This window comes from Methylovulum psychrotolerans, from assembly GCF_002209385.1.
Lineage (GTDB): Bacteria > Pseudomonadota > Gammaproteobacteria > Methylococcales > Methylomonadaceae > Methylovulum > Methylovulum psychrotolerans.
In genome coordinates this window covers 2,911,883-2,934,999 of sequence record NZ_CP022129.1, presented here as the reverse complement: position 1 = coordinate 2,934,999, position 23,117 = coordinate 2,911,883, and the positions used below count along the sequence as shown (strand labels likewise).

Here is a 23,117-nt window from a genome sequence, read left to right as displayed (position 1 = left end):
CCCTTTAAAGCCTTACCCAGGACATGACATGAACCTTACAGCCACCCTAAAATTGGCGGTACTTGCCGTTAGCTTAAGCCTAGGCACGGTAGCATTTGCCGACCGCACCCTATTAAACGTCTCTTATGACCCCACCCGTGAGCTCTACCAAGACTTTAACAAAGAATTTATTAAATATTGGAAAGAAAAATCCGGCGAAACCGTTGCCATCCAACAATCCCATGGCGGTGCCGGCAAACAGGCGCGCGCGGTAATTGACGGCTTGGATGCCGATGTTTTGACGCTGGCGATCACTTACGACATCGACAAAATTGCCGACAAAGCCAAGCTATTGCCGAAAGACTGGCAAAGCCGCCTGCCGAACAACAGCATCCCGTATACCTCGACTATTGTCTTCTTAGTGCGTAAAGGCAACCCCAAAGGCATCAAAAACTGGGATGACCTGGTTAAAGAAGGCGTGTCCGTAGTGACACCTAACCCGAAAACCTCAGGCGGTGCCCGTTACAACTATCTGGCGGCTTGGGCGTTCGCGGAAAAGCAATATGGCGGTAAAGAAGCGGCAAAAGAGTTTATCAAAAAACTCTATAAAAACGTCCCCGTACTGGATTCCGGCGCACGCGGTGCGACCACAACCTTCTTGCAACGCGGCATCGGTGACGTGCTGTTGGCCTGGGAAAACGAAGCCCTGTTAGCGATTAAAGAAATGGGCGGCGACCAAGTTGAAATCGTCGCGCCGCCTGCCAGTATCCTTGCCGAAACGCCTGTAGCGGTCGTCGATACCGTCGTCAACAAGCACGGCACGAAAGATTTGGCCGAAGCGTACTTAAACTACCTGTACACGCCAGCCGGACAAAAGTTGGCGGCGAAACATTATTATCGTCCGATTGAGCCTAAATACGCCGACCCTGCCGATCTGGCCGTATTCCCAAAACTGGAGCTGTTCACCATCAAAGACCGTTTCGGTAGCTGGGAAGCCGTGCAACAAGAGCATTTTGACGATAACGGCATTTTTGACCAGATTTACGCGCCTTAAACCCGCCGATTTTGTCTGCTATCCGGCAACATTAAAATCTTAGCGGCGCAGGGCGCAAGCCCTGCGTGGCTAAGGCCGTTTAAACCAGAACAACGGTTTGCAGGTCAGCCGTTTCCGGCATCAGAACCCCATAACCTGACCACAAAAACGAAGGTTAACCATGAGACAAAGTAACATTATGCCGGGCTTTCGCCCCACGCTGGGTTTTACGATAGTGTATTTATGCCTGATCGTGCTGATTCCGCTCAGTACCCTGATTTTCAAAAGTTTTGAACTCAGTGCGGCGGATTTTTATAAAATCATTACCCATGACCGTGTGCTGGCCTCTTTCCGGGTCAGTTTCAGCACCGCCTTTGCGGCCGCCAGCATTGCCAGCCTGTTTGGCTTTATCATTGCTTGGTCGTTTGTACGTTACTCCTTTCCCGGCAAGCGTTTTTTTGACGCGTTGATCGATTTGCCATTTGCCTTGCCCACCGCCGTGGCGGGTATCGTCTTGGCAACCATTTACCAACCTAACGGCCTGATCGGCCAATGGCTGATGCACAGCTTCGGCATACAAGTTGCCTACAAGCCCTTAGGTATCGTCGTCGCATTAATCTTCATCAGCTTGCCGTTTGTCGTGCGTACTGTAGAACCGGTCTTGCAGGAATTTGACTCATCTATGGAAGAAGCCGCCGCCAGCTTGGGGGCAACCCGCTTGCAAGTGTTTGTCAAAATCATTTTCCCGAACATTTTCCCCGCCCTGCTAACCGGCTTCGCGCTGGCGTTCGCGCGGGGTATCGGCGAATACGGTTCGGTCATTTTTATCGCCGGGAACCTGCCTTACGTCTCCGAAATTGTCCCGCTGATGATTGTTACCAAGCTGGAGCAATACGATATTCCCGGTGCGACCGCGATTGCCCTCACCATGCTGGTGATTTCTTTCATCATGTTACTGGTGATTAATTTATTGCAGCTCTGGGTACGCAAACGTTCCGGGCAATTATAAGGAGATGCGCTAATGAATGCCGTTACCCACACCCAAACTATGACCAAACGGGCTTTACATGATCCGGCTTGGCTCAAATGGGGGCTAATCGCCACCGCCCTCGGCTTTATCCTGCTATTTTTATGCCTGCCGCTCTGGATAGTCATCAGTGAAGCTTTCGCCAAAGGCTGGACAGCCTACATCAGCGCTTTGGCACAACCCGACGCGTTGGCGGCACTGCGCCTGACCTTACTGACCGCTTTTATCACCGTGCCGCTAAATACGGTATTAGGGGTTTGTGCGGCTTGGGCGATCACGCGCTTTGAATTTAAAGGTAAAAGCCTGTTGACCACCTTGATTGACTTGCCGTTTTCGGTGTCGCCAGTCATTTCCGGCCTGATTTTCGTGTTGATGTTCGGTGCCCAAGGCTGGTTCGGCCATTGGTTCTCCGATCATGACATCAAGATTATTTTCGCCGTGCCGGGGATTGTTTTAGCGACCTTGTTCATCACCTTCCCGTTTGTCGCCCGCGAACTGATCCCGCTGATGCAGGAAATGGGCAGCGAAGAAGAGGAAGCCGCGCTGTCTTTAGGCGCGAGCGGCTGGCAAATGTTCTTCCAAATCACCTTACCGAACATCAAATGGGCGTTGCTGTACGGCGTATTGCTATGTAATGCGCGGGCAATGGGCGAGTTTGGCGCGGTTTCAGTGGTGTCTGGCCATATCCGTGGCCTGACCAATACCCTGCCCTTACATGTCGAAGTCAGCTATAACGAATACGATTTTGTCGGCGCTTTCGCCAGCGCTTCAATACTGGCAGGGTTGGCGATTGTCACCTTGGTTCTGAAATCCATTTTGGAATGGCGGCAAGGCAAATAAGCCGCCGTCTTTTACACCTTATTTGCGGGCAACTTATTATGAGCATCATACTGTCTAATATCACCAAAAACTTCGGGCAATTCGCCGCCCTGAACAATATTGACCTTGAAATCCCCGAAGGCGAATTGGTCGCCCTGCTCGGGCCTTCCGGTTGCGGCAAAACCACCCTATTACGCATCATCGCCGGTTTGGAACAAGCCGATTCCGGGCGGGTGGTACTTAATGGTGAAGACAAGACCGAGCAGCACGTCAGCCATCGCGGCATCGGTTTTGTGTTCCAACATTACGCCCTGTTCCGGCACATGACCGTGTTTGACAATATCGCCTTCGGCTTGCGGGTCAAACCGAAACAACACCGCCCCAGTGAAGCCGACATCGCCAAAAAAGTCCATGCCTTATTGAATTTGGTGCAACTGGACTGGCTGCATGACCGCTTCCCCGACCAATTGTCCGGTGGCCAACGCCAACGTATCGCCTTAGCGCGGGCCTTAGCGGTAGAGCCGGAAGTGTTGTTGTTGGATGAACCGTTTGGGGCTTTAGATGCCAGTGTCCGTAAAGACTTACGGCAATGGCTAAGAAACCTGCACCATGAGCTAAACGTCACCAGTATTTTTGTTACCCATGACCAAGAAGAGGCAATGGAAGTCGCCAGCCAAGTGGTGGTGCTTAACCAAGGCCGGATTGAACAGCAAGGTGCGCCCAGCGACATTTATGACCATCCCGCCAATGCCTTTGTCTCGCGTTTTATCGGCCAGACCAACATCTTTGCGCCGGATGACCACGATGCCATCTGGTTGCACAGCTCAGGCTTGCCGATTGCCGATAAATCCGGCAAAACCGCCCATGTCCGCCCCCATGATATTGAGGTACAAAAAGCCGACGACAGCACGGCAGCCCATGCGGTCTTAAAAGACTGGCAACATTTAGGGGCGCTGATCCGTGTTGAATTGGTTAAGAATGCCGCCCAAGGCGAACAAGCGACCGTCTATGCAGAAATGCCTAACGAACAGTTCAGACGCTTAGATTTGCAACGCGGCGATAAAGTTAATTTACGCATCCGTAATGCGCATTGGTTCCATTAAACGCCGACAGAAGATGGTTGCTATCGGCAAAGGCTTTCAGTCTTTGCCGATAGCTTAGGGAGAGTGTTACTTTTAGGATATGACGGTGATCAGAGACGGTGAACCGCCTTACAGAGCATGGCGGTGAGTAAAATAGCGGAGAAAAAAAGAACCCCCTTCACGAAGAAGAGGGTTTAGAGGGCGGGGGCAATCATATTGCCCACATGGAGACTTTACAAGCATCTTAAGTGATCGACCGCCAACAGATCATAATAACGGCCTTGCACTAAATTAAAACCAACTGAGGATACGATGAACGCCTGCTCTTTTTCATCCACTTGTTGCAGAACCGTTTGTCCTCCCAGCAAGTCAATGAGTTCTTTTAACGAGCTTAACGCCGAAGGCCAAGTAATTTGTACATCCAAATCGCCCTGGCCTGAACCTGGCGCGTTGACCCGCAGATAATCGGGAGAAAGCTTAGAAATCAGATCCACCAAACCATTAGCGGCATATAAATGGCCGATATTCAAAGCGATTTTATAACCGCGCTGGCGATAATTTTGCAGGCCTTCCAACAGTTCATCATGGTGCAAGGCATAAAAATTATTAACCGCGATGGAAATCACGACATTTTTTGTTGCCAAGCCGCATTTGGCGATCACTTCTTCAAAATACGCGCCATGGTTACTGCTGACCCCCAAAACGTGGCGGGGATCCACATCTAAGAACAAAACCCCACCCAAATGGGAAAACGGCAGATAATTCAGCATGTGGACAGTTCTGGACAAACGGTCAAGGTTGATGATGGATTGAAAATCCGCCGCATTTTTTTTGCCGTCGTGCGACGCATGTTGGAAACCATCATAAGGTGCCACCGATAATTGGGCGATATGTCCGGTCAGCACTTCGTGGTTGTCGCCGGAACGGACAGGCGTAAAGGTGCTGCTGATACGGATAGGCCCAAACAGACCGCTAACGCGGTTGTTTTCCAAAATAAAAGGGTGCAGGTCGGAATGGTGTTCGTTAGCGAAACGCTCATTGAAATGATTAACAAGCTGTTGTAAAGGCATTTTTTTCTCCTAATTATAATGTTGTGTTGTCTAAGCCGGACTGGCAAGACGTTTATAAGCGTACCATAGTGCCGTCTTTTTGCTGTTGGTCAACATAATAAAGTCATCTTTATTTTTAACAAAACGATATGTTTAGATTTTTATATCGAATAAACAGATATAATAAACCTGCGTTAACCGCCACACTCAGACGACCTTTGAAAAACCATGAACTTAAGCCAAATCGAACTGCTGCGCATTTTGCAGGAAACCCAACTGAACTTGTCTAAAGCCGCCGACAAAATGCATGTCGTCCAATCGGCCGTCAGCCGGCAATTACAGCTCTTTGAGGAAGAATTAGGCTCGCCGCTATTTGAGCGTAGCGGCAAAAAATTAATGGCCTTAACCCCCTTAGGCAAACGGGTGATGTCGGAAGTCACCACCATCTGCCAGGCCAAGCTTAACATCCAAACGATTGCCGCCGATTTTCTCGACAGCAACCAAGGCACTATCCATGTCGCCACCACCCACACCCAAGCCAAATATTTTTTGCCCAAACCCATCCAACGGTTCCGAAAAAAATATCCAGGCGTACGGATTTACATGGTGCAAGCCTCGCCCGAACAACTGATCCACCAACTGCATGTGCATAAGGCTGACATTGCCATCTGCACCGAAAGGGTCGCTACTGATATTGCCTTAGTCACGTTACCTTGCTACGAATGGCACCATAGCGTGGTCATGCCCAAAGGCCACCCGCTCTGCGAAGGCGAACTGACTTACGCACGCTTGGCGGCGCAACCGATACTCACCTACAGCTTCGGCTTTACCGGGCGTTCCAATATTGAGTCCGCCTTTAAGCAATCGGGTTATGAACTGGACATTATCTTAGCCGCAGCCGATACCGATGTGATAAAAACCTACGTCCGCTTAGGTATGGGCGTAGGCCTTATCGCCGGCATGGCTTACGATGCCGACATCGACCAAGACCTGTGCGCCCGTGACCTGTCACACCTGATTCCCCTGTCCAGCACCAAAATCGCTTATTTAAAACAAAATTATCTGCCGCTCTACAGCCAGCATTTTATTGAAGAACTGCTGTTGGCGGGTAAGGACTATTAACGTTTATAGAACAGGCAGAAAATAATTGGGCCATCTGCACGGGTCAGACCTTTCACTCCATCATCGAGCTTTAGCCAACAGCCCTGCAACCGTTCGGGATTGGTGCAGAAACCCTACATAACCGCACGAAATTGAAGCGAAAACAGCACTTATTGTCGCTTTTCAGCCCATTACCCTCCTGCCAAACTGTTGACATAGAAAAACAAGGTATTGTTTTATATTAAAAAACTTACCGCACCTTCCAAATAAAAAAATTTGGCACAAGTCCTGCTTTATTATTTGCAATGGTTCTAAAGACGGAACCAAAACCTTAGCTCACTGTTGAGTATTTGACAAAGGCGTCGAAAAATCGAATGGTCTCATGTAGACCTACGATTTGGAGACGCCTTTTTTTTTGCCCGAAATTCCATACAGGAAAAGCCACCATGAAAAAAACCGGACTGACCCTCAAAAAATGGGTAACTGCACTTTCTGCCGTTACCGCCTTGACGACTTTGGCTTTTGCTTCTGATGCCATTGCCGTAGCCAACATTGAAAAAGAAAACCTTAAATTCGGTTTCATTAAACTGACCGACATGGCCCCGCTCGCGGTCGCTTTTGAAAAAGGCTTCTTTGAAGACGAAGGCCTGTTTGTCCAATTAGAAGCGCAAGCCAACTGGAAAGTGGTCATGGACCGCGTGGTCAGCGGCGAATTGGACGGCTCGCACATGCTAGCCCCCGCCCCCTTGGGCATGAGCGTCGGCTTTGGTGCGCAAGCCGACATCGTCACCGCGTTCAGCATGGGTTTTAACGGCAGCGCCATCACCGTATCCAATGACGTTTGGCAACAAATGAAACCGAACGTACCGATGGGAGGCGGCAAACCCGTACATCCCATTAAAGCCGATGCCCTAAAGCCTGTAGTCGACAAATTCAAAAGTGCGGGCAAGCCATTCAATATGGCGATGACCTTCCCAATTGGTAGCCATAACCTAAAACTACGCTATTGGTTGGCGGCAGGCGGCATTAAACCGGGCTTTTATGCCCCACCCCAAGACACCTCCGGGCAATTGGATGCCGATGCCCTGCTCTCCGTCACCCCACCGCCACAAATGCCTGCGACCTTGGAATCCGGCACTATTAACGGCTATTGCGTCGGCGAACCTTGGAACCAACAAGCCGTGTTTAAAGGCATAGGTGTTCCCGTCGTCACCGATGACGAACTCTGGAAAGACACCCCGGAAAAAGTTTTTGGCGTGACCAAAGCGTGGGCGGACAAAAACCCCAACACCCATTTGGCCGTGGTTAAAGCCTTAATCCGCGCCGCTATCTGGTTGGATGCCGACAACAACAAAAACCGCAAAGAAGCCATTGAGATGTTGGCGCAAAAACAGTATGTGGGCGCGGACTACGAAGTCTTAGCCAACAGTATGACCGGCACCTTTGAATATGAAAAAGGCGACAAACGCCCCTTACCCGACTTTAACACCTTCTTCCGTAACGGTGCCAGCTACCCCTCTTACAGCAGCGCGGTATGGTACCTCACCCAGTTACGCCGTTGGGGCATGATCAGCGAATTTAAGCCTGATAACTGGTACATGGAAACCGCGAAAAAAGTCTATCGCCCGGACATTTACTTAGCTGCCGCCAAAGAACTGGTTGCCGAAGGCAAAGCCCAGGCGGCCGATTTTCCTGCCGACACCAGCATCAAACCTTCGCAAAACTTCTTTATCGACAAAATGGCCTTTGATGCCAACAAGCCTAACGCCTATTTGGAACAATTCCCGATTGGCCTGAAAGGCAAACAAAAAGTGGTCGGCGGTAAAGTGGTTGACTAACCCCTAGCAGGGAGCGCGGGCATCTTGCCCGCACGTTAGGAATCCCCACCCCTAAAAAGCAACTATACTGTGAACGGCCAAGTTTTCGGCTTTTACAATTCACCGTAGGGTACGCTGCGCGTACCTTTTACACTGATTTTTATGAGGATTTTTTAAAGGTACGCATTTATGCCCCTGAGGGTACAGCGTACCCTACCAAAAAAACCGAAAACCTGGCCGTTTGAAGTATATGTTACAGCATCATCCAACTCGTAAGTGAGTGTTCCTGGTTAGACAAGGCGGTTAGGTTTAGTGCAAGGATGCACTTTTTTTTACGACACATTCTATTTTTATCAGCGGCGCACGCCTGCTAGGGGTCATTATGAGCCATCAATTAATCAAATTTCTCAATATCGCCGGGCTGACATGGTTTGTCCCGCTGGTAAAACTGGCGACGGGCGAAAACCCCAGCCAACAACTGCGCGAATTATGGCTGATTATGGGTATCCCCATTATTGCCTTCATGCTGTTTTTAGGGATGTGGAGCTTCTCCGCCTCTAAAGTCCATACCAGCTTAGGTGCGATTCCAGGCCCTTCAGCCGTTTGGGAGGAAGCGGGCGGCTTACTGGAGGCGCATTACGCCGAACGCCAAAAAGAAGTCGAATTTTACCAACGCCAACAAGCGCGTGACGATAAAATGCTCGCGGAAAACCCTAACGCCGAAGTGAAAAAACGCCCTTATACCGGCAAACCGACTTATCTTGACCAAATTTTGACTAGCCTGCGCACCGTATTTGCGGGCTTTATCATTGCGACGCTGGTCGCCATTCCCTTAGGCATCCTCTGCGGTATGAGCAGTATCATCAACACTGCCCTCAACCCGATCATACAAATTTTTAAGCCTGTATCCCCGCTGGCCTGGCTACCGATAGTTACCCTCATCGTCAGTTCTGTGTATGTGAGTACCGATGACTCGTGGTTTGAAAAATCCTTCCTGACCTCCGCCATTACTGTCACCCTGTGTTCGCTATGGCCGACCCTGATTAACACGGCGGTGGGCGTATCCTCCATTGACAAGGATTTAGTCAACGTCGGCAAAGTGTTGCGCTTGAACTATGTGACCCAAATCCAAAAAATCATCTTGCCTTCGGCATTGCCGTATATTTTTACTGGCATGAGACTGTCGCTGGGCGTGGGCTGGATGGTGTTGATCGCCGCCGAAATGTTGGCGCAAAACCCCGGTTTGGGCAAGTTCGTCTGGGACGAATTCCAAAACGGCAGCTCCAACTCGCTAGGCCGCATTATGGTCGCCGTATTCACCATTGGCATTATCGGCTTCATTCTCGACCGTATCATGCAGTCTTTCCAAAAAGTCTTCTCTTTTGGCCGATCACTGTAACCCCCGGAGCCCGCCATGAGCGCAGCCGCAAAACTTAAACTTGTTAACACTGCTATGTCATCAATCCCTAACACGCCTTCCAATGACCCGGAATTGCCGCTGGTCGAATTGATTAATGTCTGTAAATCGTACGGTGACGGCAAAGACAAAACCTCGATCTTAAAGAATATCAACCTGTCAATTAAAGACGGCGAGTTTATTGCTATTGTCGGCTTTTCGGGTAGCGGAAAAACTACGTTAATCTCTACCTTGGCGGGTTTAATTCAAGCCGATAGCGGTCAGGTGTTAAAACAAGGCAAACCCATTACTGGCCCTGGGCCCGATCGCGGCGTGGTGTTCCAAAACTATTCGCTGATGCCGTGGTTGACTGTGTTTGAAAACGTCGCCTTAGCGGTCGATGAAATTTTTAAGGACTGGACGGTCGAGCAACGTAAAGCCCATACCGAAAAATATGTGCGCATGGTGAATCTAGGCGCGGCCATGGATAAAAAACCCGCCGAACTGTCCGGCGGGATGCGCCAACGTGTCAACGTGGCGCGGGCTTTGGCGGCAAACCCGGACATTTTGTTATTGGACGAACCGCTCAGCGCCTTAGACGCTTTGACACGCGGTAACTTGCAAGATGAGATCCTGTCCATCTGGGAGCAAGAAAAGAAAACCGTCATCCTCATCACCAATGATGTCGATGAGGCCATTTATATGGCAGACCGCGTCATTCCGCTCAATCTAGGCCCTGATGCCACTTTCGGCCCCGATTTTCCGGTGACGATTGAGCGCCCGCGTGACCGCACGGCCTTAAACCATAACGAAGAATTCAAACGTTTGCGGGCGGAAATCACCCAATACTTGATGGCTATCGGCATGGCAAAAACCCAAGACACCCCAGGCGACAAGATCGTCCTGCCCAATGTCCGCCCGAATACCAGCAACGATTGGAAATCTGGCGCACCGACCTTAAAGCCAGAACAGGATAATCTGGGCAGGCCCCGCTACTTGGAGTTTTCGCAATTGTCGAAAATCTACCCTAAAGCCAACGGTAACGGTACGGTAAAAGTGGTTGATGGTTTTGACCTGAAAATGAAAAAAGGCGAATTCATCTCCATTATCGGCCATTCCGGCTGCGGCAAATCCACCGTATTATCGATGGCGGCAGGTTTGACTTCAATTTCCGAGGGCGGCATTATCCTCGACAACCGCGAAGTGGACAGTGCCGGCCCTGATAAAGGCGTAGTCTTCCAAGCCCCTAGCCTGTTCCCGTGGTTGACCGCGTTTGAAAACGTCATGCTCGGTGTCGATAAAGTTTATCCCCATGCCAGCAAATCGGAACGGGAAGACATTGTTGAGTATTATCTGACCCGCGTCGGCCTAGGCGATGCCCTGCGCAAAAAAGCCGGCGACATGTCCAACGGTATGCGCCAACGGGTCGGCATTGCCCGTGCTTTCGCCCTATCGCCCAAATTGTTGCTCTTAGACGAGCCGTTCGGGATGCTCGACTCCTTAACCCGCTGGGAATTGCAAGAAGTGCTGATGGAAGTTTGGGAGCGCACCCATGTGACCGCCATTGTCGTGACCCATGATGTCGACGAGGCGATTCTGCTGGCCGACCGCGTGATCATGATGACCAACGGCCCCCATGCCAAAATCGGCAAAATCCAAGAGATTGATTTGCCCCGCCCGCGCACCCGTAAAGCCTTATTGACCCATAACGACTATTACCACTACCGCGAAAGCATTCTGACCTTTTTAACCGAGTGCGACCACACCCATTAAGCCGCCATAGCGAGACCTCACAAGAGCTTTACCTAAGCTAGCTATATAGTATGAACGGAAAACCCATCCCGTCTTTCGGTAAACCCAAGACGTGATGGGCTGATGGGAACATCGACCCATTATCCCACCAATATCTTTTTCATTACCAACAAAGGGAGGCTTTATGCCTAAGCAACAACAAAAGAAACTGTCGGGTTCCATCTCGGCCCTACTCTTGTCACTATCTGTCGTCAGCCTACCTGCCTCGGCGGGATTGACCCAACAAATCGAGGACGCGCTTAACTTTTACCACTACGGCCATAATGGCGCGATTAAGTTCGACTTGAACTACCGTTATGAAAACGTTAACGAAGACAACCGCTTTGCCCCGACCGGCACGGTGTTGCCCGCCGCCAAGCAACCGTTAACCGCCAACGCCAATACCGCCCGCCTGCGTTTAGGCTACCTCACCCCGACCTTCGTAGGCTTACAAGCCTACGCCGAATATGAAGGTAATTTAGCGATAGAAGACGAATATAACAACACCTTGCCCAACGGCAACCCGTTATATTCAAGAGTCGCCGACCCTGACCGCAGCGAGCTGAACCAATTCTGGCTGGCCTACTCCGGCATCCCCGACAACCTCATTAAACTCGGCAGACAGCGCATCAAATTGGACGATGACCGCTTTATCGGTAACGTCGGCTGGCGGCAAATGGAACAAACTTACGATTCGGTACTGCTGACCCATAACAACCAAACCCTGTTCGGTTTGGTCGTGAACGCGGGCTATATCGCCAACGTACAAACCTTTACCGGCACCACCGATAACGTCCAAGCCCCGATCCTAAACCTGAACTACAAAATGGGCGATTACGGCAACCTGATTGGTTATGGTTACTTGTTAGACTACACCGAAAAAGCCAACTACGAAAAATCCAGCCAAACTTACGGCTTACGCGCCACTTGCTGCGTCAAACCGCTAGACTCGTACAAAATCAGCGACCACTTTGGCTTGGCTTACACCGCGGAATGGAGCCATCAAAGCAACTACGGCAATGGCCCGACCGGGTACGAAGCCGAACGCTACAACGTCATGGGCGGCTTAAGCGCCTATAACATCATGTTCCAAGGGGCCATGGAACAACTGGACGGTTCCGGCCTGAACAAAACCTTTGACACCCCTTTAGGCACTAACCACGCCTTCCAAGGCTGGGCGGATTTGTTCCTAACCACGCCTAGCAACGGTATCCGCGATGTCTTCGGTACCGTGATGGTTCCGTTCCAACGCGGCGACTTAGTGGTCAGCGGCATTTACCATGCCTATACCGATGACGGTGGCCGCTATGATTACGGCGACGAGTGGAATTTCCAAGCCGTGCAAAAGTTCGGCAAGCATTATAGCTTGCTGGCAAAATACGCTTACTACCACGCCGGCGACAACCTCGACCCGACCTTTAAAAGCACCGATACCCAAAAAATCTGGCTGCAAGGCAACATCAGCTTTTAAACCGCCTGTGCCGACAAGCCAATACAGCTAGGCATCCGTTTTCTGCCCCCGTTCCCACCCTTCACTTCAGGGGCGGGAATGGGAAAGCGGCCAAACGAAGCACCGCGCATTTTTCCTGCCTCCTCCTTCGGCTCCCCCCCCCCGCTACTGCGCCTTATCGGCACAGCTTGCCAAAATCGCCGCGACCTCAGCAGCATCTAACTGGACAATGGCGGCAATGGCATCAACATCCATGCCCGCTTTATCGGCGTTGGCAATCAATGCATTAAAAAATAAACCGACCTATTTCGCGTAGGTCGGGCAAGCGGTTCTGCCCGACACAAGCCGTGCGGCTTGGCGTGTCTTATCGTTAAGCATTTACCTTAAAGCGGATATTTTGCAACTGGCGATAGTGGGAAATGTTGGGCAGAACCGCTTGCCCGACCTACGCTAAGAAATTGATAGCAAAAGCAAAATATCCAGACCCTACTACGGCAACAAGCTCTCCCCCGCCCACAATTGCGCCAAGGTTTCCCTAGCCCTCACCAAATGGCATTGCGCCCCGTCAACCATCACCTCGGCGACCCGTGGCCTAGAATTGTAATTGGAACTCATACTAAAACCATAAGCCCCCGCCGAGCGCACCGCCAGCAAATCGCCGACCGCCAGTTTCAGCAACCGCTCTTTACCCAAAAAATCCCCGGTTTCGCACACTGGGCCGACAATATCCCAATGCACTAACGGCGCATCATCATGCGGACTGACCGGAATAATTTCCTGCCACGCCCCGTACAGCGACGGGCGCAACAAATCATTCATCGCCGCATCGACAATGGCAAAATTCTTATTAGCGGTCGGTTTCAGATACTCCACTTGCGTGACCAAAATCCCCGCATTACCGACAATCGCGCGCCCCGGTTCCAAAAGAATCTCATAACTGTGCTGCCCCAAACGTTCCAACACCGCTTGGATATATTGTGCAGGCTGGGGTGGCTGCTCATCCTTATAACAAATGCCCAAACCGCCGCCTAAATCTAAATGGTGCAGATGGATACCCTCTTCCCGCAAGGTCGCCACCAAGTCCAGCAACTTATCCAACGCATCCAAAAAAGGCCGCGTTTCGGTCAATTGCGAACCGATATGGCAATCAATACCCACCACCTTAATATACGGCAGGGCGGCGGCACGGCGGTACTCGGCGATGGCCGTATCAATGTCGATACCGAATTTATTTTCTTTCAGGCCTGTCGAGATATACGGATGGGTTTTGGCATCGACATCGGGATTCACCCGAAACGACACGGGCGCGACCACGCCCAATTGTCCGGCCAGATTATTGATCCGGTCCAACTCACCGCTAACTTCAATATTAAAACAACGGATACCCGCTTTTAACGCGGCCAGAATTTCATCCTCACGCTTACCGACCCCGGAAAAGACGATTTTTTTCGCATCACCACCCGCCGCCAAAACCCGTTCCATTTCCCCCAACGAGACAATATCAAACCCCGACCCCAACCGCGCCAGCACATTCAACACGCCTAAATTAGAATTAGCCTTAACCGCATAACACACCAAATGCGGTATAGCACCAAACGCGCTATCAAACGCCCGCCAATGCCGCTCCAGCGTCGCACGCGAATAGATATAGCAAGGGCTGCCAAATTGATAAACAATATCCTGCACGGCCACCGCTTCGGCAAACAGCTCATTGTTTTGATAATTAAAATAGTCCATAGTTTGTTATTTTTTGTCCGGTTGTGTAGGGGTAGGTGGGGCTTTATCCGGCAGATAAAGCGGCCCAGGTTGACCGCAAGCGGTAAGCAATAAGTTTAACAGTAAAAATAAGATTATTTTAGGGCTAGACATGTTCTTGGCGTTCGCAAGTGTGGGTAATGGCTTATAGTAGCGTAAATCTAAACGACATTGGGGAAATAAATATCGGATATACAAACTACCCTCCGACTTCATTTAACGCCCTTTCTTCCGACCTTTCATCTGCACATCATCGGGTTCAGGTAAACCTAAAATCAGACGAATAGCGAGAGCCAAGTCTGGATCTAGGCGTTGGAGGACTTGCTCTTTATCCTTAGCCGCATGGACTTGTGCAAAAGCGCGGAGCCGTTGCACTTCGGCGGAAACCGTTTGGCCGTCAAAACGCCCTTCCAACAATTCGGCAAAATCTTGCAGAAAACCCGCATCATCGCAACTGTTCACCAACCCGTTGACCAACTCGCCCAAATAATGATTGAGAGCTTTTTCTACAGGTAATATCTCTATAAGCCGTTCGATAGCGGACAATTGGCGCACAACTAGCGCGTAGGTTTCTGCCCGGCCTTGGTTTTTGACTTGCCAGCCCCACACCCAGCCTACCCCCTCAAAACCCTGCCACGCCGTCAAGAGCGATAGGGCTTGTGGATGCTGTAGCAAGCAAGCGGTGAACGCCTCCCAGCAATCATTATAGGCAACCGCCCCTTGAACTTCATCAAGCAGGGCCTGCAACAATTGTGCTTTGTCATCGCTATTAACGTCAACTAGGCAAGTGGCAAAAACATCCACAACATCAGCGGCTTGCTCCAACATCGCGGATTCAAAGAAAATCTGGCGGGCAGCCCATAAGTCATTAATAAAAGCGGTATTGAGCAATTCGGCGATGGTCACTCTTGCAAGGGCTAATGCTTGCCATCCTAAGCTATCGAACTGGTCTTCTAAAATTGCGATGAGCAGTTGTTTTTGACCCGCTACCTTAGCCATATCGAAAGCTGCAACAAATGTACCCAATGCTTCGTCTGTACGGCCTAGCTTGCCAAGACACCAAGCTGTCAACCTGAGCGCATCAGCATGTTGATCGGCATGGGCCATTGTTTGGATCGCCGTATCGATAGCCATCTGAGCCAGCTTAATTGCGGGTTCGTATTGATTGTCCAGTGCCAAACACCAAGCCCTATCAATTATAGCCTTCAATTGTAGATGAACCTTACCCACTTTTTTCGCTAGACTCTCCGCTTGTTCAAGTTCGCTATTGGCCTCTTTAAATTTGCCATGACAAATCAACACAAAGCCGACAATTAATAATGCCACCCCCTGAGCTTCCAAATCACCAAGTGTTTTGGCAAGTTTGGCCGCTTTACGGGCAATATCACACGCTTCATCCAAGCGTTTCAGTTCACGCAGGTTACCCGCTTGCAAGCATAATAGGCGGCATTGGCTTCTTTGATCGCTTATATCAACAGCCAGTTGTAAGGCTTGGTTACAGACCGCCTCGGATTTTTCGTAGTCTTTTTGATTAAATAGCGCAACACCCATTGATGCCAGTGCTTCAATTCGAATATAAACCAAACCTGTTATTAACGCCAAATCCACGACTTGTATTAATACGGCGAGAGCTTCACCGTAACGCTGAAGCTTATCAAGCACCTGCGACTTAAGAAGTAGGATATGGACTTGTAACCCCCTATCCGATGCCAAACCATAGGCCGCATCTAATATTCCAATAGCTTCAAGCCCCCCCCCCATTTCGGCTGTCGAAACACTCCAAGCCTTGCAATGGAGAGCTTTTGCGCGGACACAGTTATTTTGTGCTTGCCCGGCTAACTCCCCTGCTTTGGCGGCTAAACCTAAAGCTTTATCCTGATCTTTTAGCCGATGCACATAAAATGTCGCCATTTCGCTTAATGCTAAAATTTGCGCATCGCTATCGCCATTTGCCTCAGATAGGTGTAATGCTTTAACCAATACCTCTTCGGCTTGGCTATCCATCAGGCAGCGGCAGAGCGCATTCGCCTCCAACAGCCAGGACGCTGCTCTGCTTAAGGCAGAACCCGCACCATTAGCCTTATCGTGCCAATACTTAACGGCCAAATCGGGATGTGCTTTTAACTCGGTTTGCGCCCTAATCGCTTCATCCGCATTTAAACCAGCCAATTGGAACAATTCCGATGGCATCCCGATTGTGGCCTCATCCCGATACGGACAAAAGCCATCGGACGGCAATTTCGCCATCGGGTTATTGATTACAAACAGCCTCGCATTGGCCCACTCCCCGGCTTCCAAATGCCGCCGCGCTTGCTGCTCGCGCTCGTTTCGCGTAAAAAAGCTTTCCAACAACTCAGCAATGGGCGCCAGCCCTTGCGCGTTTTCCGGCTCACCATAACGGCGGCGATAGAAATGCACAAACAACCGATCCTGCAAACGGTATAGCCTACCCGCCCCGCGCTTATCCGCCCCAGCAACCAACAATCGGCTGGACAGCAGGTAACTAAAGGCATCGGCAATTTGCGCTTGGGAATTGGCCCCAACCCGTGCCGCCAATTCGGTTTGGGTACAGGGTTCGCCTTTACGGATTAGGGCATCCAGCAAAGCGGCGGCTTGTGGCGGCAGGTCATCAAGGCGGCGGCGGTAGTAGTCAGCAAGGTGGTCACTTAACGCATCCAATGTGGCGGCGATGCCATGCGCATCAGAGGTCGCCAGCACTTCACCCAACAATTGCGCAAGACGCGGATTGCCACCAATGAATTCGGCAATGGCTCGGGCGCGGGCTTCCTCTGGAAGGGATAAGTGGGCTTGTTGCTCCAAGTCACGGCGGCGGTTGAAATAAGCGATGCAATCATCACTAGTCCAGATCCGCAAATCCACGGTTTTAAACGCCTGAAACAGCGGGCGTTCATAATCTTGATCGACCGTGCCAGTAGCGGCAGCGACCAACATCAAGCGCGAGCCTTTGGTGTTCATCAATTTACGCAACAATTGCTCGGCTGAGCTTTGCTCGATGGCACGGGTGCTAGCGGTTTTTTTCTGGGTGGCGTTACTGCTGCCAAATAAGTTACGGGTGAGCGTGTCGAAATTTTCTATCATAGCGACCACGATGCCAAAACCTTGACCAAAACGCTGATCTAACGCGGCTTCGAGTTCGCTGACGGCTGCTTCCCAGGCTTCTTGTAGCGGGCGGAAATCTAAGGTGAATGCAGAGTCTTGCCATCCCGCACCGCGTACTTTGGCGGCAATGGCTAACAGTAGTTGCGGGGCGGTGCGGATGTTGTATTGTTCTTCGGGCAATAGGGCCGCGACAACGGGCAGGTTTTCTTCCTGCACTAGCCGCTCAATGGCAATTTCGACCATGCGCATCAAAAATGATTTACCGGAACCGCGCTCGCCGTAAACAATGAGATGTTGCGGAATCTGTTGCGGCTGATTTGCGGCACGGCGCACGGCTTGCATCACCTCCTCCAGTTCCATATCACGGGCAGTGGCGACCGCTTGCACAACCGCCGCCGACATGCGGTGGGTATTAAAAGTTTCAATCAAACGTTCGTGTTTCATCGTTGTATACCGCCACGACGCTGTTGCCACCAAGCCCGCATCAAATCCGAAGCGGGCCGCCATTGCTGGCTACCATCACGATGCGCCCGAACCGCCAAAAATCCGTCTTCACGCAAGATATTCAGGGCATCACCTAAGTCAGCATCAGACACTTCGGTTGCTTGGGCAAGCATCTCATGCACGGAATCACGCCCAATTGCCCCGTTGTTTTTCATCACCGCAAGCAAAACAGCATTGAGCAAACCAGGCAGCGGGGCGGGTAACTCACGGTAAAACTTAAGCCGTTTGTCGAATTGCTGGTAATAAGTGTCGTCAAAATCCGGGCGGACTTTATCAGCAAATAAATCAGCAAAGCGGCCAACGCTGACGGCTTTGCCGCCTAGAGTCGTTTGCTCGAAACCTTTTTGCAAAATAGCCGGATAAAAAGCGACTGTTTCAGCAAGTAAGGTGGCGGTATGATCTGCTGTCCAATCTTGAATGTTGCCCCCAACAGCCAACGCATCTATCAATGCCTTGGCTTCATCTGGTTCAAAAGGCGGGGTATTAAGCGGACTCAAATCGTTCAAGTGGCTTAAATCCAAATTATATTGACGACCCAAAGCAACCATGCCTATTGAACCCATCAACATCATGCACATCCCTTTGTTACGCCAGCGGCGCAAAGCCGCCAACAGCATATCGACCCTAGCCATGCCTTTAGCCTCATCACTTTGCAAAATGCTCCGGCACAGCCATGGGAATTCATCAATCACCAAAACCACCCGCTCATTGCGGTCTATCGCTTGCTCAACCGCGGCCATGATGGGGCCGATATAGGCCAATATATCTTCGGTTTTTCCAATGGTAGCTTTGGAAATCATGTCACAAACCGTTTTAGTGATGGCATTATTGTCAGCAACCAGTTTTATTGCCCGTGCATATAAGCCGTCAGTTGGCAATTTTCGTAAAATGGCAAGTAACAAATCAACTTCAGTGGCCATGCCTTGCGCATCTTCTTTAACCACGACAAAACCCTTTTCTTGTAAGCGCTCGCAACACGCCGCCGCTTCGCTGGATTTGCCAATCCGACGCAAACCGAATAGCTTGGCACCATTAGTACGGGTCATTGTACTATCAAATTCTTCGGCCAAGGCTTTGCGCGGGAAAAATTTATCACCCGTCACTTCGGTGCCAATATGAGGTGTAATCTTACTTGGAAAGTCGTTAAGGTTGGTATTTTCAGCTTCAATATTCATGATATTCACTATAGTAAATTTAATATATAGCAATTATGCTATAGTTAAAATAAATTGTATAGGAAGTTTGCTATATTTTTAAAAATAGAGAGATCAATCTGTATTTCAACATTAAAAAGCTTCCCGAATGGTTTCTGTCTGTTTGACCCTTTTGATAAGAAAGTCATCGGCCACTAAGAATCAGCCATTGAAGGAATGCCCTAGCCGTTTATAATACATCCAGCAGCGGCTTTATAAAGCCGCCCCCAACCTTTGTACACTCTTTAATAATTAAGGCAGACATGAACAAAACAATCACACGGGCGTTAATCAGCGTTTCCGATAAATCCGGCATCGTTGATTTTTGCCGGACACTGAACCAGTTGGGGATTGAAATCCTCTCGACGGGCGGTACGGCCAAAACCTTGGCGGAACACCAAATACCCGTGACGGAAGTGTCGGATTACACGGCCTTTCCAGAAATGATGGACGGGCGCGTTAAAACCTTGCACCCGAAAGTGCATGGCGGCATTTTAGGCCGTCGGGGCATTGATGAGGCGGTTATGGCGGCGAACGGCATTTTGCCGATTGATATGGTGGTGGTTAACCTGTACCCGTTTGCGGCGACCATCGCCAAACCCGGTTGTGATTTTGAGACGGCGATTGAAAACATCGACATCGGTGGCCCTACCATGTTACGCGCGGCGGCGAAAAACCATGCCGATGTGGCGGTGGTGGTCAACCCAGAAGACTACGCGACTATCCTTGCCGAGCTGAGCGCCAATGCCAACCAATTGGGCGGTCAGACGCGTTTTCAGTTGGCGGTCAAATGCTTTGCCCATACCGCCAATTATGACACGCAAATCGCCGACTATTTGGGCAAGCTCAACGGCACGACCTTCCCTGAGACTTTAAACTTACAATTTGAGCATCACCAAGCCTTGCGCTATGGCGAAAACCCGCACCAAAACGCGGCCTTCTACCGTGAAAAAGCCCCCGCTTCCGGTACGCTGGCCGCCGCCAAGCAACTGCAAGGCAAAGAGCTGTCTTATAACAATATCGCCGATGCCGATGCCGCGTTAGAATGCGTCAAAGCCTTTACCGATTTGCCGACCTGTGTGATTGTTAAACATGCCAACCCCTGCGGCGTGGCGCAAGCGGACGACAATCTGGGCGCGTATAATCTGGCCTACCAAACCGATCCGACTTCGGCGTTCGGCGGCATTATCGCCTTTAACCGCGAACTCGATGCCGAAACCGCTGCTGAAATTATAGGCCGCCAGTTTGTCGAGGTGATTATCGCCCCGGTCATCAGCCCAGCGGCACAAACCGTGCTTGCCGCTAAGCAGAATATCCGCGTTTTGGAGTGCGGGGCATGGCCTGAGCAAGAAGGCACGTCATTGGACTTTAAACGCGTCGCGGGCGGTTTGCTGGTACAGGATAAAGACCAAGGTGCCATCACCGCCGCCGACCTGAAAGTCGTCAGCCAACGCGCACCGACCGAGCAAGAACTGCGTGATATGCTGTTTGCGTGGAAAGTCGCCAAGTTTGTCAAATCCAATGCCATTGTGTATTGCAAAAACAGCCAGACCATCGGCGTGGGCGCGGGGCAAATGAGCCGCGTCTATTCGGCGAAAATCGCGGGCATTAAAGCCGCTGATGAGGGTTTAGTGGTGTCCGGTTCGGCCATGGCCTCCGATGCCTTCTTCCCGTTCCGCGACGGTATTGATGCCGCCGCCGCAGCGGGCGTGACCGCCATCATCCATCCAGGCGGCTCCATGCGCGACGGCGAAGTCATCGCCGCCGCCGATGAACATGGGATTGCGATGGTGTTTACGGGAATGCGGCATTTCCGGCATTAATCCATTGCCTTGTACGGTCACAAAGGAAACCCCATGCCCGAAGATACCGCCAAGCCACAATCTGCCACTGGCCTTCAAGAGGGTTTGGCTGTGCTTGCAGCGAAAAAATCTGATGCCAAGGCATTGCGCGACGTTTTGAAAGGCGCGGACATGAAATAAAACCTGTTGAACAGGCGAAAGTACGGCAACCCCCTCCCAGCCTCCCCCTTGTCAGGGGAGGAGCTTTTTTCCCCTGATTTTCGCCTGTATGATGGGGAAGCCATAAGCTCCCTCCCCTGCCAAGGGGAGGGCTGGGGTGGGGTTTAACACGCTGAGGTGCAATGCAACGCCGACTTAATTTTATGCACGTTACTTAGCCATATTAATAACACCACTGTGAGTAACTGAGGGCCGTGATGCTCCAGCCCACAGACCCCACATCCAGCTAAAACCCGAGACCATCCATTATGAATATCCTCATCGTCGGCAGCGGCGGACGCGAACACGCCCTTGCTTGGAAAGCCAGCCAATCCCCGCTGGTCAAAAAAGTCTTTGTTGCCCCCGGCAATCCCGGCACGGCATTGGAAAGCGGCATTGAAAATGTCGATATTGCCGTCGATAACATTCCGGCCTTACTGTTTTTCGCCCAAGACAACGCGATAGGCCTGACTATTATCGGCCCTGAAGTGCCGTTGGTGCTGGGCATTGTCGACCAATTCCACGCCGCCGGGCTGAAATGCTTTGGCCCTACGGCACAAGCGGCGCAATTGGAAGGCTCCAAATCGTTTTGTAAAGACTTTTTAAGCCGCCATAACATCCCGACCGCCGCTTACCAAAGCTTTACCGATAAAGCCCAAGCCATTGCTTACATCAAGCAACACGGTGCGCCGATTGTCGTTAAAGCCGACGGGCTGGCGGCGGGCAAAGGCGTGATTGTCGCGCAAACCGAGCAAGAAGCGGTGAATGCCGTTGAAGACATGCTGGCGGGCAACGCGTTTGGCGAAGCCGGACACCGTGTCGTTATCGAAGAATTCCTGCAAGGCGAAGAAGCCAGCTTTATCGTCATCGCCGACGGCAAACACGCCCTGCCGATGGCGACCTCGCAAGACCATAAAGCCCGCGATAACGGCGACCAAGGCCCTAACACGGGCGGGATGGGCGCGTATTCGCCCGCCCCGGTCGTCACCCCCGAAATCCACGACCGCGTCATGCGCGAAGTCATCGCCGCAACCTTAAACGGTATGGCGGCAGACGGCCTTCCGTACACAGGCTTTTTATACGCCGGGCTGATGATCGCCCCGGACGGTTCGGTTAAGGTCTTGGAATTCAACTGCCGCTTCGGCGACCCCGAAACCCAACCGATTATGATGCGCCTGAACAGCGATTTAGTGGCGTTGTGCCTAGCGGCTTTGGCAGGCGAGTTGAATACCACCACCAGCGAATGGGACGCACGGGCGGCTTTAGGTGTCGTGTTGGCGGCGGGCGGCTACCCTGACCATTACCAAAAAGGCGCGGTCATTTCCGGCCTGCCGGGTGAAGATGCCAACGACAGCAAAGTTTTTCATGCGGGTACAGCGCAAGTCGGCGACGACATCGTTACCGCAGGCGGGCGGGTATTATGCGCTTGTGCCTTAGGCGAAGACATCGCCACCGCACAACGCAAAGCTTACGAACTGGCGGCGAAAATCGACTGGAATGGCATTTATTACCGCACCGATATTGGCTTTAAGGCGATTAAGGCTTAGGGCCTGCGGTAAGAACATGCAAGCCACCCAATTAAATATAGAGCAAGGCATAGAAGTTTGTGCCGAGAACGGGCGTATCATTATCGAATCGGCAAACCCCGTTTTTATATTGGCGACGTTGCTTGACGGCATTACTGACAGCAATCGGCATAACGAATTAGATGTTGGTAAACTACAGAGACAGGAGCAACTTTAGCTATAGGATCCGATGTTAGGCCGAACGTTGGTACACACGGTTATAGGCCATCGTGCAAAGGCTAAAGACCTTTGCACTCCGCTCTACCCCCCATTTTAACCCTCAGCACCCGCACTAAAAAAACAGTTTACTGCACCAGAATAGCGCGAAAAATCAGCCTAAAGCCGCTTTCTTAGCGGCTAAAATTCCCCAAAACCCAGCATTAACAAGGCAAACAAGCTCCTCATAAAAGTAGGCACACGAATTGCTTATTGTTAT

General features: G+C 51.1%; 18 protein-coding genes. 13 read left to right on the top strand and 5 right to left on the bottom strand.

The window, feature by feature from the left end; genetic code table 11:
* Positions 1 to 28 precede the first annotated feature (28 nt).
* The 4 genes from CEK71_RS13270 to CEK71_RS13255 all read left to right on the top strand — a co-directional run bounded on the left by CEK71_RS13270 (position 29) and on the right by CEK71_RS13255 (position 3,961).
* On the top strand, positions 29 to 1,033 hold the full coding sequence (locus CEK71_RS13270) for a sulfate ABC transporter substrate-binding protein (RefSeq protein WP_088619834.1): 1,005 nt from the start codon (positions 29 to 31) through the stop codon (positions 1,031 to 1,033).
* A gap of 160 nt (positions 1,034 to 1,193) precedes the next feature.
* On the top strand, positions 1,194 to 2,021 hold the full coding sequence (gene cysT, locus CEK71_RS13265; RefSeq protein ID WP_088619833.1) for a sulfate ABC transporter permease subunit CysT: 828 nt from the start codon (positions 1,194 to 1,196) through the stop codon (positions 2,019 to 2,021).
* Positions 2,022 to 2,033: 12 nt separating this feature from the next.
* Positions 2,034 to 2,879, top strand: coding sequence for a sulfate ABC transporter permease subunit CysW (gene cysW, locus CEK71_RS13260; protein WP_088619832.1), 846 nt, complete (start codon positions 2,034 to 2,036; stop codon positions 2,877 to 2,879).
* A 38-nt stretch (positions 2,880 to 2,917) separates the two neighbouring features.
* Positions 2,918 to 3,961 (top strand): sulfate/molybdate ABC transporter ATP-binding protein, encoded by a 1,044-nt coding sequence (locus CEK71_RS13255; RefSeq protein WP_088621615.1) that lies wholly within the window; start codon positions 2,918 to 2,920, stop codon positions 3,959 to 3,961.
* 212 nt (positions 3,962 to 4,173) lie between these two features.
* Here the strand turns inward: CEK71_RS13255 and CEK71_RS13250 are convergent, their stop codons facing one another.
* A complete protein-coding gene (locus CEK71_RS13250) occupies positions 4,174 to 5,010 on the bottom strand; it encodes an EAL domain-containing protein (protein ID WP_088619831.1) in 837 nt (278 codons plus the stop codon).
* 207 nt (positions 5,011 to 5,217) lie between these two features.
* Between CEK71_RS13250 and CEK71_RS13245 the strand changes: the two genes are divergently transcribed.
* From CEK71_RS13245 to CEK71_RS13225, 5 genes are all read left to right on the top strand, one after another.
* Positions 5,218 to 6,111, top strand: coding sequence for a LysR substrate-binding domain-containing protein (locus tag CEK71_RS13245; RefSeq protein WP_088619830.1), 894 nt, complete (start codon positions 5,218 to 5,220; stop codon positions 6,109 to 6,111).
* Between the two features lie 425 nt (positions 6,112 to 6,536).
* Positions 6,537 to 7,928: a CmpA/NrtA family ABC transporter substrate-binding protein gene (locus CEK71_RS13240; RefSeq protein ID WP_088619829.1), complete on the top strand. Its 1,392-nt coding sequence runs from the start codon at positions 6,537 to 6,539 to the stop codon at positions 7,926 to 7,928.
* Positions 7,929 to 8,289: 361 nt separating this feature from the next.
* Positions 8,290 to 9,306, top strand: coding sequence for an ABC transporter permease (locus tag CEK71_RS13235; RefSeq protein WP_088619828.1), 1,017 nt, complete (start codon positions 8,290 to 8,292; stop codon positions 9,304 to 9,306).
* A gap of 54 nt (positions 9,307 to 9,360) precedes the next feature.
* Positions 9,361 to 11,076, top strand: coding sequence for an ABC transporter ATP-binding protein (locus tag CEK71_RS13230; protein WP_408630491.1), 1,716 nt, complete (start codon positions 9,361 to 9,363; stop codon positions 11,074 to 11,076).
* 163 nt (positions 11,077 to 11,239) lie between these two features.
* Positions 11,240 to 12,565, top strand: a complete 1,326-nt coding sequence (locus CEK71_RS13225) for an alginate export family protein (RefSeq protein WP_088619827.1) — start codon at positions 11,240 to 11,242, stop codon at positions 12,563 to 12,565.
* A 468-nt stretch (positions 12,566 to 13,033) separates the two neighbouring features.
* Here the strand turns inward: CEK71_RS13225 and lysA are convergent, their stop codons facing one another.
* The 4 genes from lysA to CEK71_RS13210 all read right to left on the bottom strand — a co-directional run bounded on the left by lysA (position 13,034) and on the right by CEK71_RS13210 (position 19,098).
* A complete protein-coding gene (gene lysA, locus CEK71_RS13220; RefSeq protein WP_088619826.1) occupies positions 13,034 to 14,281 on the bottom strand; it encodes a diaminopimelate decarboxylase in 1,248 nt (415 codons plus the stop codon).
* Positions 14,282 to 14,287: 6 nt separating this feature from the next.
* The gene (gene lptM / locus CEK71_RS23650) at positions 14,288 to 14,413 is read right to left on the bottom strand and encodes an LPS translocon maturation chaperone LptM (protein WP_103973786.1); all 126 of its coding nucleotides are present in this window, start codon (positions 14,411 to 14,413) and stop codon (positions 14,288 to 14,290) included.
* 102 nt (positions 14,414 to 14,515) lie between these two features.
* Positions 14,516 to 17,863 (bottom strand): tetratricopeptide repeat protein, encoded by a 3,348-nt coding sequence (locus tag CEK71_RS13215; protein ID WP_088619825.1) that lies wholly within the window; start codon positions 17,861 to 17,863, stop codon positions 14,516 to 14,518.
* Positions 17,860 to 19,098, bottom strand: coding sequence for an ATP-binding protein (locus tag CEK71_RS13210; RefSeq protein ID WP_088619824.1), 1,239 nt, complete (start codon positions 19,096 to 19,098; stop codon positions 17,860 to 17,862). Before CEK71_RS13210 ends, CEK71_RS13215 begins: the two co-directional genes overlap by 4 nt.
* Before the next feature lie 281 nt (positions 19,099 to 19,379).
* Between CEK71_RS13210 and purH the strand changes: the two genes are divergently transcribed.
* The 4 genes from purH (at position 19,380) to CEK71_RS13195 (ending at position 22,859) form a co-directional block, all read left to right on the top strand.
* Positions 19,380 to 20,939 carry a bifunctional phosphoribosylaminoimidazolecarboxamide formyltransferase/IMP cyclohydrolase gene (gene purH, locus CEK71_RS13205; RefSeq protein WP_088619823.1) on the top strand — a complete coding sequence of 520 codons (1,560 nt, stop codon included), beginning with the start codon at positions 19,380 to 19,382 and terminating at the stop codon, positions 20,937 to 20,939.
* Between the two features lie 33 nt (positions 20,940 to 20,972).
* On the top strand, positions 20,973 to 21,098 hold the full coding sequence (locus tag CEK71_RS23940) for a hypothetical protein (RefSeq protein ID WP_269766549.1): 126 nt from the start codon (positions 20,973 to 20,975) through the stop codon (positions 21,096 to 21,098).
* Between the two features lie 287 nt (positions 21,099 to 21,385).
* Positions 21,386 to 22,663, top strand: a complete 1,278-nt coding sequence (purD, locus tag CEK71_RS13200; protein WP_088619822.1) for a phosphoribosylamine--glycine ligase — start codon at positions 21,386 to 21,388, stop codon at positions 22,661 to 22,663.
* 16 nt (positions 22,664 to 22,679) lie between these two features.
* Entirely contained in the window at positions 22,680 to 22,859 is a 180-nt protein-coding gene (locus CEK71_RS13195) for an AbrB/MazE/SpoVT family DNA-binding domain-containing protein (protein ID WP_088619821.1), read from the top strand.
* The last annotated feature ends 258 nt before the right edge of the window (positions 22,860 to 23,117 follow it).